This is a genomic window from Microbulbifer mixtoriginis (SeqCode), from assembly GCF_052467705.1.
In genome coordinates this window covers 4526741-4544079 of record NZ_CP174322.1, presented here as the reverse complement: position 1 = coordinate 4544079, position 17339 = coordinate 4526741, and the positions used below count along the sequence as shown (strand labels likewise).

General features: G+C 46.7%; 7 protein-coding genes. 6 read left to right on the top strand and 1 reads right to left on the bottom strand.

Annotated features, from left to right (window positions below; genetic code table 11):
- Window positions 1-7: 7 nt before the first annotated feature.
- The 6 genes from ACJJIB_RS19720 to ACJJIB_RS19695 all read left to right on the top strand — a co-directional run bounded on the left by ACJJIB_RS19720 (window position 8) and on the right by ACJJIB_RS19695 (window position 16456).
- Window positions 8-379 carry a hypothetical protein gene (locus ACJJIB_RS19720; protein ID WP_444887293.1) on the top strand — a complete coding sequence of 124 codons (372 nt, stop codon included), beginning with the start codon at window positions 8-10 and terminating at the stop codon, window positions 377-379.
- Window positions 380-443: 64 nt separating this feature from the next.
- Window positions 444-866: a GFA family protein gene (locus ACJJIB_RS19715; protein ID WP_252083436.1), complete on the top strand. Its 423-nt coding sequence runs from the start codon at window positions 444-446 to the stop codon at window positions 864-866.
- 209 nt (window positions 867-1075) lie between these two features.
- Window positions 1076-1381 carry a hypothetical protein gene (locus ACJJIB_RS19710; protein ID WP_444882875.1) on the top strand — a complete coding sequence of 102 codons (306 nt, stop codon included), beginning with the start codon at window positions 1076-1078 and terminating at the stop codon, window positions 1379-1381.
- Between the two features lie 787 nt (window positions 1382-2168).
- Window positions 2169-6812 (top strand): fibronectin type III domain-containing protein, encoded by a 4644-nt coding sequence (locus tag ACJJIB_RS19705; protein WP_444887292.1) that lies wholly within the window; start codon window positions 2169-2171, stop codon window positions 6810-6812.
- 151 nt (window positions 6813-6963) lie between these two features.
- Complete coding sequence (locus ACJJIB_RS19700; protein WP_444887291.1) at window positions 6964-11631, top strand: fibronectin type III domain-containing protein; 4668 nt, start codon at window positions 6964-6966, stop codon at window positions 11629-11631.
- Between the two features lie 508 nt (window positions 11632-12139).
- Window positions 12140-16456: a fibronectin type III domain-containing protein gene (locus tag ACJJIB_RS19695; RefSeq protein WP_444887290.1), complete on the top strand. Its 4317-nt coding sequence runs from the start codon at window positions 12140-12142 to the stop codon at window positions 16454-16456.
- A gap of 366 nt (window positions 16457-16822) precedes the next feature.
- On the opposite strand, the gene ACJJIB_RS19690 is transcribed toward ACJJIB_RS19695, so the two are convergent.
- On the bottom strand, window positions 16823-16984 hold the full coding sequence (locus ACJJIB_RS19690) for a hypothetical protein (RefSeq protein WP_252083431.1): 162 nt from the start codon (window positions 16982-16984) through the stop codon (window positions 16823-16825).
- Window positions 16985-17339 lie beyond the last annotated feature (355 nt).

Genomic DNA, 17339 nt, shown 5'->3' with positions numbered 1-17339 from the left:
ATTGAATATGAGAATAATTATATTTTTCCTACTGCTGTTCTCAAGTTCTTCATTTGCTATTGAGCAGCAGCAGCAGCAGCCTCTAAAAACCATGTCTACATGCCTGGTTATGAATAAATGGAGCTCCTGGGGGATGTGGGAATTCCAAGTTTATGCTATGGCCAGAGAAAAAATCTTAATTGGTAATAAGGAAAACCACTTTCTTATTACGGCAGACGAACCAGGTTTTCGTCATATCGTTGCGGGGGAAGTAGTGGCAAATTACCCAGAGGCAATCACCCTGAAAGCGCTTGGTAGCCAGTGTATGGAAAACTGCCCAGAGAATCACACTAAAAGAATTAACTGGTTCAAGCGCCGTTGTAAGTTTTATGAGTCTTAGATTGCCCTGTGGCAACAGTTAGTAAGTGTACGCTTCTATAGCTTTACAGAAGAGAGAGGAAAATATGAGTGATACTAATCCAGTACAGGGAAGCTGCCTGTGTGGTTCTGTGACCATCAAGGCCGAGCTGCCTTCTTCTGACCTTGGAGTCTGTCACTGTAGCATGTGTAAAAAGTGGAGCGGTGGTCCACTGTTGGCGGTGGACTGCCAGACCAGTGTGGAAATCTCTGGTGAGGAGCATGTATCTGTATTTGACTCTTCGGACTGGGCTGAACGCGGTTTCTGTTCCAATTGTGGCTCCCATCTCTTCTACCGATTAAAGGAAACCCAGCAGTATTCAGTTCCTGCGGGTATCTTCGAACTTCCCCCTGAAGTGACAATGACCCATCAGATATTTATTGATGAAAAGCCCACATACTATAGCTTTGCCAATGAGACCAGAAACATAACCGGCCTGGAGCTGGTCACTGAATTTTCCGGAGAGTAAGTGATCACACACTCCTGATTACTTTTGGGGGGACCATTTGTCCCCCTTTAAGGTTACTATTGTTCGCTAACAGCGCTATCGGTTTGAAAGCGGCTGTGCCCATAGCAAATCGTGGGTAATTTGGGCTATCTGGAAACAGCATTATCAAGCTGTGAAAAGGGCCTGAAAATTTGCAATGATCAAGTAGTAATAGGGAGTGGCAGAGTGCCATGACAGAAACACAGATAGTAGAAATTTTCCTGGCCAATCAGTGGTGGTCCATAATCGCCTTGGTAGTATGTGTCATAGGTGTGACCCTGTGTTGGTTTGGGGGCCTAATGGCTGCATTGACTGCCTTGGGCAATAAGCACTGGGTTTGGGGAATTGTCACTATATTTCTTGGCCCGATTACCGGAATTCCCTATGCGTTGCGGTATAAAGAAGCGGAGTATGCTCGCTCTTTGATGCTTCGAGGAGTATGGGTGTTGTTGGTTGGTTTGGTTATTGCTATTTTGGTTTTATTTTTAGGCCGCTAGATTTATTGCGCGTTACTTTTAAGTAGCGCGTATCTCTCCAGAAGTATTTCCCTACTACATTTCTCTACTACATTTCTTTGCTGTTGCAGGCTGTTTTAATTGCAGGATTTATGAGATTACATTTTTTAATCTTTAAGGTTGAGTGTGATTAACTTTAGTGCTGATGCTTGCTCGGTGCTTAAAGGTTCTATATATGATTTTTTGATGTTGCTATGTTTTTAGGGTGTTGAAAATGTAAGCTATTTTTGTTCGGGGTAATTATTTTTGTATTGTGGTTTTTTTAAATTGCAGGAACCTCTTAAGTTTTGATGGTGGTTTGAGTGGGGTGTTTAATTGTTCTTATTGAATTTGTTCAATGTTTTCTGAGCTTTTAATTTTGTTCGTTTTTTTTTGTGTAAAAGCTTTTGCTAAGCTTGCCTGTCTTTTAGGTTAGTGGAGAAAAATCAATTTTTCAGTTTTTAAATAGGATATTTGTACCATTTTGAGGTTATTAATGTCCTTTTTCTGTGTGTGGAAATAAAAATAAATAAAATAATTGGCGTATTTTTCTTGAAAGAGATCCATGCTCGTCGATAGAATTCGGCGTGTATTTTATTGTTGGGAATTCCGCAATAAACTGTCTTTAAAGGGATGATGGGTGCTTAAGGGAGGAAAGTCACATGTGTTGTTATTCTTAGTAGCTGCTTTTGGGTTCTTTAAAGGTGAAGAGCTTTCTATTTGCTGTTGTTTTTGAGGTTGAGGTTTTTATTTTTCGATCTATTTAGATCTCTGTCGTTTGGTTTTTAACATGTTGACTCTTGTTCGTAACTTTTTTGTGCTGCAGGTTTTAAGTGTCAGTGCTATTGCTTATGGGTCTGCCTTGAGCGGGCCGAGCACAGATACTGATGGGAAATATTCCTTGTCATATAAGTCTGTAGCGCCACTTGGGATAATGGGTGTATATCTAAAAGAGTATAAAAATGGAACTTTTACTCGGAATATTTCATTAGACTATGGGTTTTCCAGTTCAAACTCTACTAAATCTGTAACCGTTTCTTCTGCCGGTAAATACTTTTATGAGTATTGGCATGAACACTGTACTCCAGATATTATCTCCCCTGATGATTGGGAAGATAAAGTTACATCTTGCCCTGCTTCCCGATTCAATAGGGTTAAGTTAGGCACTCATACCGTTAACGTTATATTTCAACCAGCAGCGCCCTCCAGTATCAATTACGGCACTTTCGATAGTGATGGGGCTTACAAGGTTAGCTGGTCTTCCAGTACTGGTGCAGGCCGGTATGAGCTCTACCGTAGGGTAAATAGTGGCTCCTGGAGCAGGGTTTATAACGGTTCTAAAACTAGCTTTGATGAAAGTGGCCGCTCTAGTGGTAACTACCAATATCGTGTACGAGCCTGTAACACCGCAAAGAATTTATGTGGTGCTTATAAGAACGGCGGAACCATAAAGGTAGAGCTGACTCCATCAACCCCAACCTCTATCACTGTTCCCAGTTATACCTCCTCTAGCAGCGTTAGCATCAACTGGGCTGCCAGCAGCGGGGCTACTCGCTACGAGGTACAACAGCGCAAGGATAACGGCAGTTGGTCCGGCAATATTTATTCTGGTTCATCTACCAGTACAACGGTTTCTTCCCTGAGCCATGGTAGTACTTACCGCTTTAGAGTACGGGCCTGTAATACCACTTGCTCTGGCTATCGAGAAAGTAAAGATTTAGAAGTCTATTTCCGTCCTGGCGTACCAACACCTAAATTAAATACCACCACCAGCCTCGATGGTAAATATACTGTCAGCTGGAATACCAAGCAGTTTGCTACCAGTTATCAGTTGGTCGATGGCGGTGGCTCCACTCTATACAATGGTTCTGGTTTAAGTAAGAGTTTCTCTGGTGTTAGCAATGGCTCTTATAGCTATAAGGTTCGTGCTTGTAATGCCAAGGGCACCTGCTCCAACTACTCCTCGTTAGTAACAGTTAAAGTCGATCGTGTTGTTGGTATACCGGTGCTGTCTGCAGCACCCACTAGCAGCTGGGATGGCAAAGTAAAACTAAGCTGGACAGAAATTGATAAAGGCGGTCTCACCGTTGAATATCAAGTGGTAGACAGTGCAAATAAGCAGCTTTATCGCGGCACTGCACGCAGCTACCAGCTGAGTAACTTGCAAGACGGGCGCCACTGCTACCGGGTACGTGCACTGACCTCAACAGATCAGTCCAACTATTCACCGGAAGCTTGCGCCACCGTAGCGTTGCTGAAGCCACCTGTAGCACCTAGTTATATCACTGTACCTTCCTCTACTGGCGAAGCTTATACCGTGAGCTGGCCATCAGTTGCCGAAACTGATAGTTATCTGCTGCAGCAACGTATTAATAATGGCAGCTGGAAAACCGTGTATAACGGTGCTGGCAACAGCTATAAATACAATGCCTCTCCATTAGTATTCGGTACGCACGATTATCGTGTACAGGCCGCGAACAAAGCGGGCTCTTCCGACTTTAGTAATACCTTCACGGTAACGATGGAGCTGGATCCCACGGTACAGATTCGCAAGCAGCTGTACTACAACGAAGCCGATCAGGTACCTGCGGCCCAGGAAAATCCTGCCCAGGGTATTTTCTCCCGGGATAGAGCGGCCTTCCGCTACTTGGACCTGATGTATATCGTTGATACCAACACCAATACGGTGATTAACCCTTATGCCAGTGGTGAAGCCACGGTTGAGTTTTCCAGCCTGTATGACACTGCCGAACGTAACCGTGCCACAGATGTGGAAGCGTTTATTTTTGAGCAGCTCACTCATCATCCCAACAATGAAAACCTGCAACGTTTCACGCTGGATGTTTACTACGATCGCGCGGTAGCGGAAATGATCCTGGCTAATGAAGCCCTGGATAATGCCCGTATTAGCCGCCTGCGTAACGAAGCGGTAGAGGTCGAAGTTGGCCATATAGAAACTGCACACCAGTTGTTGAAGGATGCCCTGGAGCAGTACAACTCCCTGCTGACCTATGCACCGGAGTTTTTAGCACAATGGGGTCCCTCCCGTGGTCAAATTAGCCCCCGCTACTACGACCCCAACGACCTGGCGCAAAAAGATGTAACCCCAGCAGAATTACTGTTCACCGGTTACAAAGATGTCACCATGCTCTATCAGCTGATGAGCAAATTGGCTTCTACTAAAGTGCAGCAAGCGCGTCTGGCCGTCGTTGCCGGACAGACCAATACCACCCTGCTGGCACAAATGGTTGACGAGATGAATACGCTGCGCAGTGAGTTGATTGCTAAAGAGCAATCATTGCGTGCGATCTTCCCGAATACCGACTTTACCCAGGTGCAAGGTTTCTCTGGTCTGCCCGAAGCGGTGTATGCATGGCAAACCCATCTCAGCGATTTGGAAAACTCCGTGAGCTGGCTCACGGGCGAAACCAATATTCTGGGCCTGCCACAGGACTCAGTGTTGCTGGTACAGGGTTACGGTATCGATGGCAACACCGTGTTTGATTCCTTCAATGCACTGAGTGACTTCCTCGGTAATGACAGCAGTGGCCCTATTGCCACTGCACAGAATAGTCTCGCCGCCGCAAAAACCAGCTACGAGAACTACCGCCACAGTGCCGACAAGCTGGCCACGGAATATACCGACCGCCACCAGCAGTTGGGCAACTGGCTGTACAGCCTGTTGGGCTTGGAGTTCCCAAGTAACTGCTTCAGCAAAGACTGCATTATTGTTGAAGAGTCTGCACAGCAAGGTAGTGAAATTGCCTTGCAGGCAAACAATATCGATATCGCGCAAATCGCATTGAGCAACAACCTGCAGCGTATGGAAGACCTGCTGAGTGCGATTGAAATTGAAATCGAGCGACGTGCGGAGGAGGAAGGTATCGTCGACGGCATGTCGAAGATCATCCTGGATTACGGCTCCAAGCAGGAATCCATTTCTAAGCAAATCACCAAGATTCGTAAAGAAGCGGAGAAATCCAGAAAACGCGATGGCTTCCTGAAAGTAGTGGGTGGTGCAATTAAAGCCTACTACACCGGAGATACAAGCACGCTAGAGCAGGGTATCGATCAGGTGGTTTCTAGTCATATCAATCTCAAGAGCATTAAAGATATTGGCAAACTAGAAGCAATGAGCATTCGCTTGGGTGCAGAAGAGCGAGCGAAGCTGAATGACAGCAGCAATAAATTGTTGGATGTCGAAAGCCGAGCGCGCGTGCGCACCATGTGGCTGGAGGCAAATACCATCGCGCTGGATATTGCCCAAGCGGAAGCTACGGTTGAGCAGGAAGTAGAACGTTTAGTCGGCATGCTGAATCAGGCACAGCGGGTTATGAACCAGATGTTCACTACTAATGCCAATCTGGCCGAACGTTATTTTGCTGACCCGATCCATGCCAGCCGCCTGACTACGGAAATGTTGCGTGCAGAGCGTCACTTTGAGGAAGCGCAGAAGTGGTTGTTCTACGCGGCCAGTGCGCTGGAATACAAGTGGCAAGAATCATTTGTGGGTTCAGTGACTGGCTCCAGAAAGGAAGATATTTTCCAAGTGCGCAATGCCCAGGAACTGAGGGATTTCTATAGTGAGCTTTTGACCTTCGATCAACTTCATAAGCTTGGAAGTATAGAGCAGGCGACGGACACCTTCTCTCTGAAGGATGATGTGTTCGGCTATGTGGATAAAATCAATGGTATTGCACAAACCTATGCACATCCGGACCCCGCTCAACAAGACGGTCCGCGGCTGAGCCCGCAGCAAGCTTTGCAGGAAAAGCTGCGCCTGTTGTCGCGTAAATACGGCAGTGATACCTGGGTAACCGTGGAATTTAGTACTGTGAAAGAATTACCGCGCAGTAACTTCTTCCTGGGGCCGGTTATTGCCGACAACGGTGATTTGTCTTGCTTGGCAACTGGTGGTAATTACCTGGATAAAATTGAAACCGTTGGTCTTAATATCCCCCTTGCATATAGCGTTAGTGGTGAAACCGAAACGCCTGCATTTTTGACTTATGGAGGCACTAGTTTCCTGCGTAGTAAAACTCCGGGAACTCTGGTGGAAAATGCGGATGGAGTTGGTATTCAGGACGAGTTTATAACTCATAGCACTCGATTCTGGGATGCCGTTGAGGGAACTGGGCTGGCGTTCAGAAATAGCTACCGTGTTTCTATGTCTGCGAACTTGGATGTGCTTAATAGTGGCACTGGTTCAAATTCCACGATTACCAGTGCGTTTAAAGAACGCAGTGTCGCCGCCACTGGCTGGCGCTTGTCGCTCAAGTTGGCAGACCGTTATGGTTCACTGGTAGACCTCAATGCGGTTAAAGATGTTGAGTTGATCTTTAACCATCGTTTTAAACCGAGAAATGTTGATAGCTGTGGTGGCGATGATGGCACTGGTCCATTGTTGCTACTGCGTAAACCTGTAGTTCATTAATCTTATAAATAGATGCATCTCACATTATGTGAGGTGCATCGTTAATTATCTTAACCTTCTTGTGCTTAAGTTTTTGTGCATATCTCGCTGTGCTTGTTAGGTTATTTTATGAATAGAGTATTTAATATTTAGCATGATAAAGATATTCAAATTGACAGGCCCACTATTTGCCGTTGGGTTTGTGTCTTTTAGTTTCTTGCCACAACATGCCCAGGCCGGGTGTAGGATTGATGGTGAGCATTCTATAGGTGGATCTAGGGGGCAGGTTGTTTACGACTGTTTTGTTCAATTGCCATCTAGCTTCACACTCAGCTATTCAAATCGTAAGGCGACATTAGCCTGGAAAGAGTATACGCTCACCAGCGGAGAAACCAGACATGAAGATTACTCTCTTATTCAAACATTTAATGGCAAAGAGACAGTTTTAGATCACTATCCGCCTTCAACTGGTTCTCGTGTTGTTAATTTAACAGCCAATGGTACTTATTCTTTTTGTTATAAAGCGGAAGGGGAGGCGGGCTTGGTTGGGCCTGGGTTTATTGGGCGCCCAATGACCAGAGAAACCTGCCGTGAGGTAACTGTTACCTCTACGCCTTCTACTATAAATTATCCAACTTTTGATAGTGATGGCTCATATTCCATTAGTTGGTCATCAAGTTCTGCAGCTAACCGCTATGAGCTATATCGCAGTATAAATGGGGGGTCTTGGAGTAGAATTTATAATTCATCTGGCACCAAGTTTAATGAAACTGGTAAATCCAATGGAAGCTACCGATATCGCGTAAGAGCCTGTACATCCAATATGTGCAGTGATTATAAAACCGGTGGGACCCTCAAAGTAGAGAAAACGCCATCAACTCCATCCTCTATCACTGTTCCCAGTTATACCTCCTCTAGCAGCGTTAATATCAGCTGGGCTACCAGCAGCGGGGCTACTCGCTACGAGGTACAACAACGCAAGGATAACGGCAGTTGGTCCGGCAATATTTATTCTGGTTCATCTACCAGTACAACGGTTTCTTCCCTGAGCCATGGTAGTACTTACCGCTTTAGAGTGCGGGCCTGTAATAGCACTTGCTCTGGCTATCGAGAAAGTAAAGATTTAGAAGTCTATTTCCGTCCTGGCGTACCAACACCTAAATTAAATACCACCACCAGCCTCGATGGTAAATATACTGTCAGCTGGAATACCAAGCAGTTTGCCACCAGTTATCAGTTGGTCGATGGCAGTGGCTCCACTCTGTACAATGGTTCTGGTTTAAGTAAGAGTTTCTCTGGTGTTAGCAATGGCTCTTATAGCTATAAGGTTCGCGCTTGTAATGCCAAGGGCACTTGCTCCAACTACTCCTCGTTAGTAACAGTTAAAGTCGATCGCGCTGTTGGTGTGCCCGTAGCCTCAGCTTCGCCAACCAACAGCTGGGATGGCAAGGTCAAGCTTAGCTGGAGCGAAGTTAAAAAAGGCGGTCTTACCGTTGAATATCAAGTGGTAGACAGTGCAAATAAGCAGCTTTATCGCGGCACTGCACGTAGCTACCAGCTGAGTAACTTGCAAGACGGGCGCCACTGCTACCGGGTACGTGCACTGACCTCAACAGATCAGTCCAACTATTCACCGGAAGCTTGCGCCACCGTAGCGTTGCTGAAGCCACCTGTAGCGCCTAGTTATATCACCGTACCTTCCTCTACCGGTGAAGCTTATACCGTGAGCTGGCCATCAGTTGCCGAAACTGATAGTTATCTGCTGCAGCAACGTATGAATAATGGCAGCTGGAAAACCGTGTATAACGGTACTGGTAATAGCTATAAATACAATGCCTCTCCATTAGTATTCGGTACGCACGATTATCGTGTACAGGCCGTGAACAAAGCGGGCTCTTCCGACTTTAGTAATACCTTCACGGTAACGATGGAGCTGGATCCCACGGTACAGATTCGCAAGCAGCTGTACTACAACGAAGCCGATCAGGTACCTGCGGCCCAGGAAAATCCTGCCCAGGGTATTTTCTCCCGGGATAGAGCGGCCTTCCGCTACCTGGACCTGATGTATATCGTTGATACCAACACCAATACGGTGATTAACCCTTATGCGAGTGGTGAAGCCACGGTTGAGTTTTCCAGCCTGTATGACACTGCCGAACGTAACCGTGCCACAGATGTGGAAGCGTTTATTTTTGAGCAGCTCACTCATCATCCCAACAATGAAAACCTGCAACGTTTCACGCTGGATGTTTACTACGATCGCGCGGTAGCGGAAATGATCCTGGCTAATGAAGCCCTGGATAATGCCCGTATTAGCCGCCTGCGTAACGAAGCGGTAGAGGTCGAAGTTGGTCATATAGAAACTGCACACCAGTTGTTGAAGGATGCCCTGGAGCAGTACAACTCCCTGCTGACCTATGCACCGGAGTTTTTAGCACAATGGGGTCCCTCCCGTGGTCAAATTAGCCCCCGCTACTACGACCCCAACGACCTGGCACAAAAAGATGTAACCCCAGCAGAATTACTGTTCACCGGTTACAAAGATGTCACCATGCTCTATCAGCTGATGAGCAAATTGGCTTCTACTAAAGTGCAGCAAGCGCGTCTGGCCGTCGTTGCCGGACAGACCAATACCACCCTGCTGGCACAAATGGTTGACGAGATGAATACGCTGCGCAGTGAGTTGATTGCTAAAGAGCAATCATTGCGTGCGATCTTCCCGAATACCGACTTTACCCAGGTGCAAGGTTTCTCTGGTCTGCCCGAAGCGGTGTATGCATGGCAAACCCATCTCAGTGATTTGGAAAACTCCGTGAGCTGGCTCACGGGCGAAACCAATATTCTGGGCCTGCCACAGGACTCAGTGTTGCTGGTACAGGGTTACGGTATCGATGGCAACACAGTGTTTGATTCCTTCAATGCACTGAGTGACTTCCTCGGTAATGACAGTAGTGGTCCTATTGCCACCGCACAGAATAGTCTCGCCGCCGCAAAAACCAGCTACGAGAACTACCGCCACAGTGCCGACAAGCTGGCCACGGAATATACCGACCGCCACCAGCAGTTGGGCAACTGGCTGTACAGCCTGTTGGGCTTGGAGTTCCCAAGTAACTGCTTCAGCAAAGACTGCATTATTGTTGAAGAGTCTGCACAGCAAGGTAGTGAAATTGCCTTGCAGGCAAACAATATCGATATCGCGCAAATCGCATTGAGCAACAACCTGCAGCGTATGGAAGACCTGCTGAGTGCGATTGAAATTGAAATCGAGCGACGTGCGGAGGAGGAAGGTATCGTCGACGGCATGTCGAAGATCATCCTGGATTACGGCTCCAAGCAGGAATCCATTTCTAAGCAAATCACCAAGATTCGTAAAGAAGCGGAGAAATCCAGAAAACGCGATGGCTTCCTGAAAGTAGTGGGTGGTGCAATTAAAGCCTACTACACCGGAGATACAAGCACGCTAGAGCAAGGTATCGATCAGGTGGTTTCTAGTCATATCAATCTCAAGAGCATTAAAGATATTGGCAAGCTAGAAGCAATGAGCATTCGCTTGGGTGCAGAAGAGCGAGCGAAGCTGAATGACAGCACCAACAAATTGTTGGATGTAGAAAGCCGAGCGCGCGTGCGTACCATGTGGCTGGAGGCAAATACTATTGCGCTGGATATTGCCCAAGCGGAAGCTACGGTTGAGCAAGAAGTTGAACGTTTAGTCGGCATGCTGAATCAGGCACAGCGGGTTATGAATCAGATGTTCACTACTAATGCCAATCTGGCCGAACGTTATTTTGCTGACCCGATCCATGCCAGCCGCCTGACTACGGAAATGTTGCGTGCAGAGCGTCACTTTGAGGAAGCGCAGAAGTGGTTGTTCTATGCAGCTAGTGCCCTGGAATACAAGTGGCAAGAATCATTTGTAGGTTCAGTGACAGGCTCCAGAAAGGAAGACATTTTCCACGTGCGTAATGCCCAGGAACTGAGGGATTTCTATAGTGAAATGTTGTCCTTCGATCAGTTGCGCAATCTCAGTGGCACTCAGCAGGCGACGGACACTTTCTCTCTGAAGGATGATGTGTTCGGCTATGTAGATGATATCAACGGTATTGCACAGACCTACCAACATCCAGACCCTGCCCAACAAGGTGGTCCTCGTTTAAGTCCGCAGCAAGCACTGCAGGAAAAGCTGCGCCTGTTATCGCGTAAATACGGCAGTGATACCTGGGTAACCGTGGAATTTAGTACTGTGAAAGAATTACCGCGCAGTAACTTCTTCCTGGGGCCAGTTATTGCAGACAATAACGATCTGAGTTGTTTAGCTGCAGGTGGATCTTACCTGGATAAAATTGAGACTATTGGGCTCAATATCCCCCTTGCATTTAGCGTTAGTGGTGAAACCGAAACTCCAGCCTACCTAACTTATGGCGGTACCAGCTTTTTACGTAGTAAAACACCAGGAACTCTGGTGGAGAGTGCGGATGGCGTAGGTATTCAGGATGAGTTTATTACCCATAGCACTCGATTCTGGGATACTGTTGATGGAGCCAACTTGGCTTTCCGTAATAGTTATCGGGTTCCTATGGCCGCTAATTTAGATGTACTTAATAGTGGTGCAGGTTCTAGTTCTACGGTGACTAATGTATTTAAAGAACGCAGTGTCGCCGCCACTGGCTGGCGCTTATCGCTCAAGTTGGCAGACCGCTATGGTTCACTGGTAGATCTCAATGCGGTTAAAGATGTTGAATTGATCTTTAATCACCGCTTCAAATCAAGAAATATAGATAACTGTGGTGGCGATGATGGCCCTGGTCCATTGTTGCTACTACGTAAGCCTGTAGTTCATTAACCTCATAAATAGGTGCATCTCACATTGTGTGAGGTGCATCGTTAATCATCTTAACCTTCTTGTGCTTAAGTTTTTGTGCATATTTCGTTGTGCTTGTTAGGTTATTTTATGAATAGAGTATTTAATATTTAGCATGATAAAGATATTCAAATTGACAGGCTCACTATTTGCTGTTGGGTTTGTGTCTTTTGGTTTTTTGCCACAAAACGCACAGGCTGGATGTATAAAGGATGGTGAGCATTCTCTAGGGGTGAGAAATACTGTTTACGACTGCAGGGTAGACTTGCCAGCTAGCTTCACACTCAGCTATTCGAACCGCAAGGCTACTTTAGCCTGGAAGGAGTATTCTCTATCGAGCGGAGAAATAAGAAATGAAGATAATTCCATTGTTCAAAGAGTTAGCGGAAAGGAGACCGTTTTAGATCACTATCCGCCTTTAACTGGTTCTCGTGTTGTTAATTTAACAGCCAATGGTACTTATTCCTTTTGTTTTAAGGCAGAAGGAGTTATGGGGTTAGATGGGAATGGATTTGTAGGACGTCCATTTACTAGGGAGACCTGTCGTGAGGTAACTGTTACCTCTACGCCTTCTACTATAAATTATCCGACTTTTGATAGCGATGGTTCATATTCCATTAGTTGGTCATCAAGTTCTGCAGCCAGTCGTTATGAGCTTGAGCGCAGTATAAATGGGGGTTCTTGGAGTAGAATTTATAATTCATCTGGCACCAAGTTTAATGAAAGTGGTAAATCCAATGGAAGCTACCGATATCGCGTAAGAGCCTGTACATCCAATATGTGCAGTGATTATAAAACCGGTGGAACCCTCAAAGTAGAGAAAACGCCATCAACTCCATCCTCTATCACTGCTCCCAGTTATACCTCCACTAGCAGCGTTAATATCAGCTGGGCTGCCAGCAGTGGGGCTACTCGCTACGAGGTACAACAACGCAAGGATAACGGCAGTTGGTCCGGCAATATTTATTCTGGTTCATCTACCAGTACAACGGTTTCCTCCCTGAGCCATGGTAGTACTTACCGCTTTAGAGTGCGGGCCTGTAATACCACTTGTTCTGGCTATCGAGAAAGTAAAGATTTAGAAGTCTATTTCCGTCCTGGCGTACCAACACCTAAATTAAATACCACCACCAGCCTCGATGGTAAATATACTGTCAGCTGGAATACCAAGCAGTTTGCCACCAGTTATCAGTTGGTCGATGGCAGTGGCTCCACTCTGTACAATGGTTCTGGTTTAAGTAAGAGTTTCTCTGGTGTTAGCAATGGCTCTTATAGCTATAAGGTTCGCGCTTGTAATGCCAAGGGCACTTGCTCCAACTACTCCTCGTTAGTAACAGTTAAAGTCGATCGCGCTGTTGGTGTGCCCGTAGCCTCAGCTTCGCCAACCAACAGCTGGGATGGCAAGGTCAAGCTTAGCTGGAGCGAAGTTAAAAAAGGCGGTCTTACCGTTGAATATCAAGTGGTAGACAGTGCAAATAAGCAGCTTTATCGCGGCACTGCACGCAGCTACCAGCTGAGTAACTTGCAAGACGGGCGCCACTGCTACCGGGTGCGTGCACTGACCTCAACAGATCAGTCCAACTATTCACCGGAAGCCTGCGCCACCGTAGCGTTGCTGAAGCCACCCGTAGCACCTAGTTATATCACCGTACCTTCCTCTACTGGCGAAGCGTATACCGTAAGCTGGCCATCAGTTGCCGAAACTGATAGTTATCTGCTGCAGCAACGTATGAATAATGGCAGCTGGAAAACCGTGTATAACGGTACTGGTAATAGCTATAAATACAATGCCTCTCCATTAGTATTCGGTACGCACGATTATCGTGTACAGGCCGTGAACAAAGCGGGCTCTTCCGACTTTAGTAATACCTTCACGGTAACGATGGAGCTGGATCCCACGGTACAGATTCGCAAGCAGCTGTACTACAACGAAGCCGATCAGGTACCTGCGGCCCAGGAAAATCCTGCCCAGGGTATTTTCTCCCGGGATAGAGCGGCCTTCCGCTACCTGGACCTGATGTATATCGTTGATACCAACACCAATACGGTGATTAACCCTTATGCGAGTGGTGAAGCCACGGTTGAGTTTTCCAGCCTGTATGACACTGCCGAGCGTAACCGTGCCACAGATGTGGAAGCGTTTATTTTTGAGCAGCTCACTCATCATCCCAACAATGAAAACCTGCAACGTTTCACGCTGGATGTTTACTACGATCGCGCGGTAGCGGAAATGATCCTGGCTAATGAAGCCCTGGATAATGCCCGTATTAGCCGCCTGCGTAACGAAGCGGTAGAGGTCGAAGTTGGCCATATAGAAACTGCACACCAGTTGCTGAAGGATGCCCTGGAGCAGTACAACTCCCTGCTGACCTATGCACCGGAGTTTTTAGCACAATGGGGTCCCTCCCGTGGTCAAATTAGCCCCCGCTACTACGACCCCAACGACCTGGCACAAAAAGATGTAACCCCAGCAGAATTACTGTTCACCGGTTACAAAGATGTCACCATGCTCTATCAGCTGATGAGCAAATTGGCTTCTACTAAAGTGCAGCAAGCGCGTCTGGCCGTCGTTGCCGGACAGACCAATACCACCCTGCTGGCACAAATGGTTGACGAGATGAATACGCTGCGCAGTGAGTTGATTGCTAAAGAGCAATCATTGCGTGCGATCTTCCCGAATACCGACTTCACCCAGGTGCAAGGTTTCTCTGGTCTGCCCGAAGCGGTGTATGCATGGCAAACCCATCTCAGCGATTTGGAAAACTCCGTGAGCTGGCTCACGGGCGAAACCAACATTCTGGGCCTGCCGCAGGACTCAGTGTTGCTGGTACAGGGTTACGGTATTGATGGCAACACCGTGTTTGATTCCTTCAATGCACTGAGTGACTTCCTCGGTAATGACAGCAGTGGCCCTATTGCCACCGCACAGAATAGTCTCGCCGCCGCAAAAACCAGCTACGAGAACTACCGCCACAGTGCCGACAAGCTGGCCACGGAATATACCGACCGCCACCAGCAGTTGGGCAACTGGCTGTACAGCCTGTTGGGCCTGGAGTTTCCGAGCAACTGCTTTGCCGAGGACTGTGTGATTGTCACGGAGGATGCGCAGAACGGTAGTGAAATTTCTCTGCAGGCGAACAATATCGATATTGCGGAAATTGCACTGAGCAACAACCTGCAGCGTATGGAAGACCTGCTGAGTGCGATTGAAATCGAAATCGAGCGACGTGCGGAGGAAGAGGGTATCGTCGACGGCATGTCGAAGATCATCCTGGATTACGGCTCTAAGCAGGTTTCAATTAAGCAGCAGATTGCCAAAATTCGCAAAAAGGCGGAACAGTCTAGAAAGCGGGGTAGCCTGTTTAAAGGGATTGTGAAGTCGGTAGCAGCTATCGTGAGTCAAAACTGGGCTCAACTAGCGCAAACGGTAAAAGAAACCGCAGAAACCGTTGCTGAGCACAACCGCAATATAAAAACGATTAAAGATATTGGTAAATTGGAGGCAGAGAGCGCCCGCCTAGCGGCGGAAGAACGCGCGACCTTAAACGACAGCTCAAATAGACTACTGGGTGTGGAGAGTAAGGCTCGCGTGCGCACTATGTGGCTGGAAGCAAATACCATTGCGCTGGATATTGCCCAAGCGGAAGCTACGGTTGAGCAGGAAGTGGAACGTTTGACTGGCATGCTGAATCAGGCACAGCGGGTTATGAACCAGATGTTCACTACTAATGCCAATCTGGCTGAGCGTTATTTTGCCGACCCGATCCATGCCAGCCGCCTGACGACTGAAGTACTGCGTGCGGAGCGTTACTTTGAAGAAGCACAGAAGTGGTTGTTCTACGCGGCCAGTGCACTGGAATACAAGTGGCAGGAATCTTTTGTGGGTTCAGTCACTGGCTTCAGAAAGGAAAGTATTTTCCGTTTGCGCAATGCGCAGGAGCTGAGGGATTTCTATAGTGAAATGTTGTCTTTTGATCAGTTACGTAATCTCAGTGGCACTCAACAGGCGACGGACACCTTCTCTCTAAAGGACGATGTGTTTGGCTATGTGGATAATATCAATGGTATTGCACAGACCTACGTTCATCCGGATCCTGCCCAACAAGGTGGCCCGCGCTTAAGCCCGCAGCAAGCACTGCAGGAAAAGCTGCGCCTGTTATCACGTAAATACGGCAGTGATACCTGGGTAACCGTGGAATTTAGTACTGTGAAAGAATTACCGCGCAGTAACTTCTTCCTGGGGCCAGTTATTGCAGGTAATAACGATCTGAGTTGTTTAGCTGCAGGTGGGTCTTATCTGGATAAAATTGAGACTATTGGGCTCAATATTCCCTTGCTGCACAGTGTTAGTGCTGAAACAGAAACTCCGGCCTACCTAACCTATGGTGGCACTAGCTTCCTGCGCAGTAAAACGCCGGGAACCTTGATGGAGAGTGCGGATAGTGTAGGTATCCAGAATGAATTTATTACCCATACCCCGCGTTTCTGGGATACCGTTGATGGAGCAAATCTATCATTCCGCAACAGTTTTCGAGTGCCAATGGCTGCAAATCTCGATGTGTTTAATAGCGGTGCAGCTTCCGTTTCTACAGTGACCAGAGCTTTTAAAGAGCGCAGTGTTGCCGCCAGTGGTTGGCGCTTATCACTCAAGTTGGCAGATCGTTATGGCTCATTAGTAGATCTCAATGCGGTTAAGGATGTTGAGTTAATCTTCAATCATCGCTTCAAGTCGAGAAATATAGATACTTGTGGTGACGATGGTGATACTGGTCCTCTACTGCTACTGCACAAGCCGGTAGTCCACTAATTCTTTTTTTAATGTCTAATAACTAGAGCGCTTTTTTGGCAACCCAGTATCAATAGTGTTACTGAGTTGCCATTCTTTTGAAAAATTAACTTTTCTTAGTGTGATCTGAGAAATAAGGGTAAGAGTCAATTCATAATTCACAGCCATAGTGTAATTAACCTCCAAGCTATTTTTAGGAGTAAGGTTTGAAAATAACCATGTGTTATTGTTCTATTCATTATTTATATTGAAAATGTTTTCATAAGTTGCTGCCTTTCCGCTTTAGTTGTTGGCATTGAAAGTTTCCTTAAAGTGAGGCAGTTATCTAGTAATTGCATAATTTTGTGATGATAAATTTAAATTATCGATGTAAAGGGAGTTTTATGTTCATATGACAAAATCATCAAAATTTTCTCGCTCGTTGTTTGCTTTGGGATTTTTTTCTCTTGCAGGTTTTTCAGGAGAGGTTCTGGCTTCATGTGAGAAGCTATTTGAGCCGGGTACAAACCTTTTAGAAGCTTGTGTTCTTGAGTTACCAAAAAGCTTCACGCTCAGCTACTCAAATCGAAAGGCTACACTTAATTGGAAAGAATATGATCTCGGTCCTTCCACGTTGTATAGACGGCAGGAAGTCTATTCTATTATTCAGATTCTCAACGGAAAAGAGACTATAATCGATAAATCTCCTCCATTATCCGGTTCGAGAGTAGTCAGCTTAACTGCCGATGGCAATTATTCTCTTTGCTTTAAAGCAGAGGGTGTAACGGGTACGGTTAGCACTAACCGACCAGCACGTGTGGGTACAAAAGAGGTGTGCCGTGATGTATCTGTTACCTCTGCGCCTTCTACTATAAATTATCCGACTTTTGATAGCGATGGTTCATATTCCATTAGTTGGTCATCA

Coding starts and splice junctions, on each gene's coding strand:
- ACJJIB_RS19720 (WP_444887293.1), top strand. CDS start 8: ATGAGAATAATTATATTTTTCCTACTGCTGTTCTCAAGTTCTTCATTT.
- ACJJIB_RS19695 (WP_444887290.1), top strand. CDS start 12,140: ATGGGGTTAGATGGGAATGGATTTGTAGGACGTCCATTTACTAGGGAG.
- ACJJIB_RS19710 (WP_444882875.1), top strand. CDS start 1,076: ATGACAGAAACACAGATAGTAGAAATTTTCCTGGCCAATCAGTGGTGG.
- ACJJIB_RS19715 (WP_252083436.1), top strand. CDS start 444: ATGAGTGATACTAATCCAGTACAGGGAAGCTGCCTGTGTGGTTCTGTG.
- ACJJIB_RS19705 (WP_444887292.1), top strand. CDS start 2,169: ATGTTGACTCTTGTTCGTAACTTTTTTGTGCTGCAGGTTTTAAGTGTC.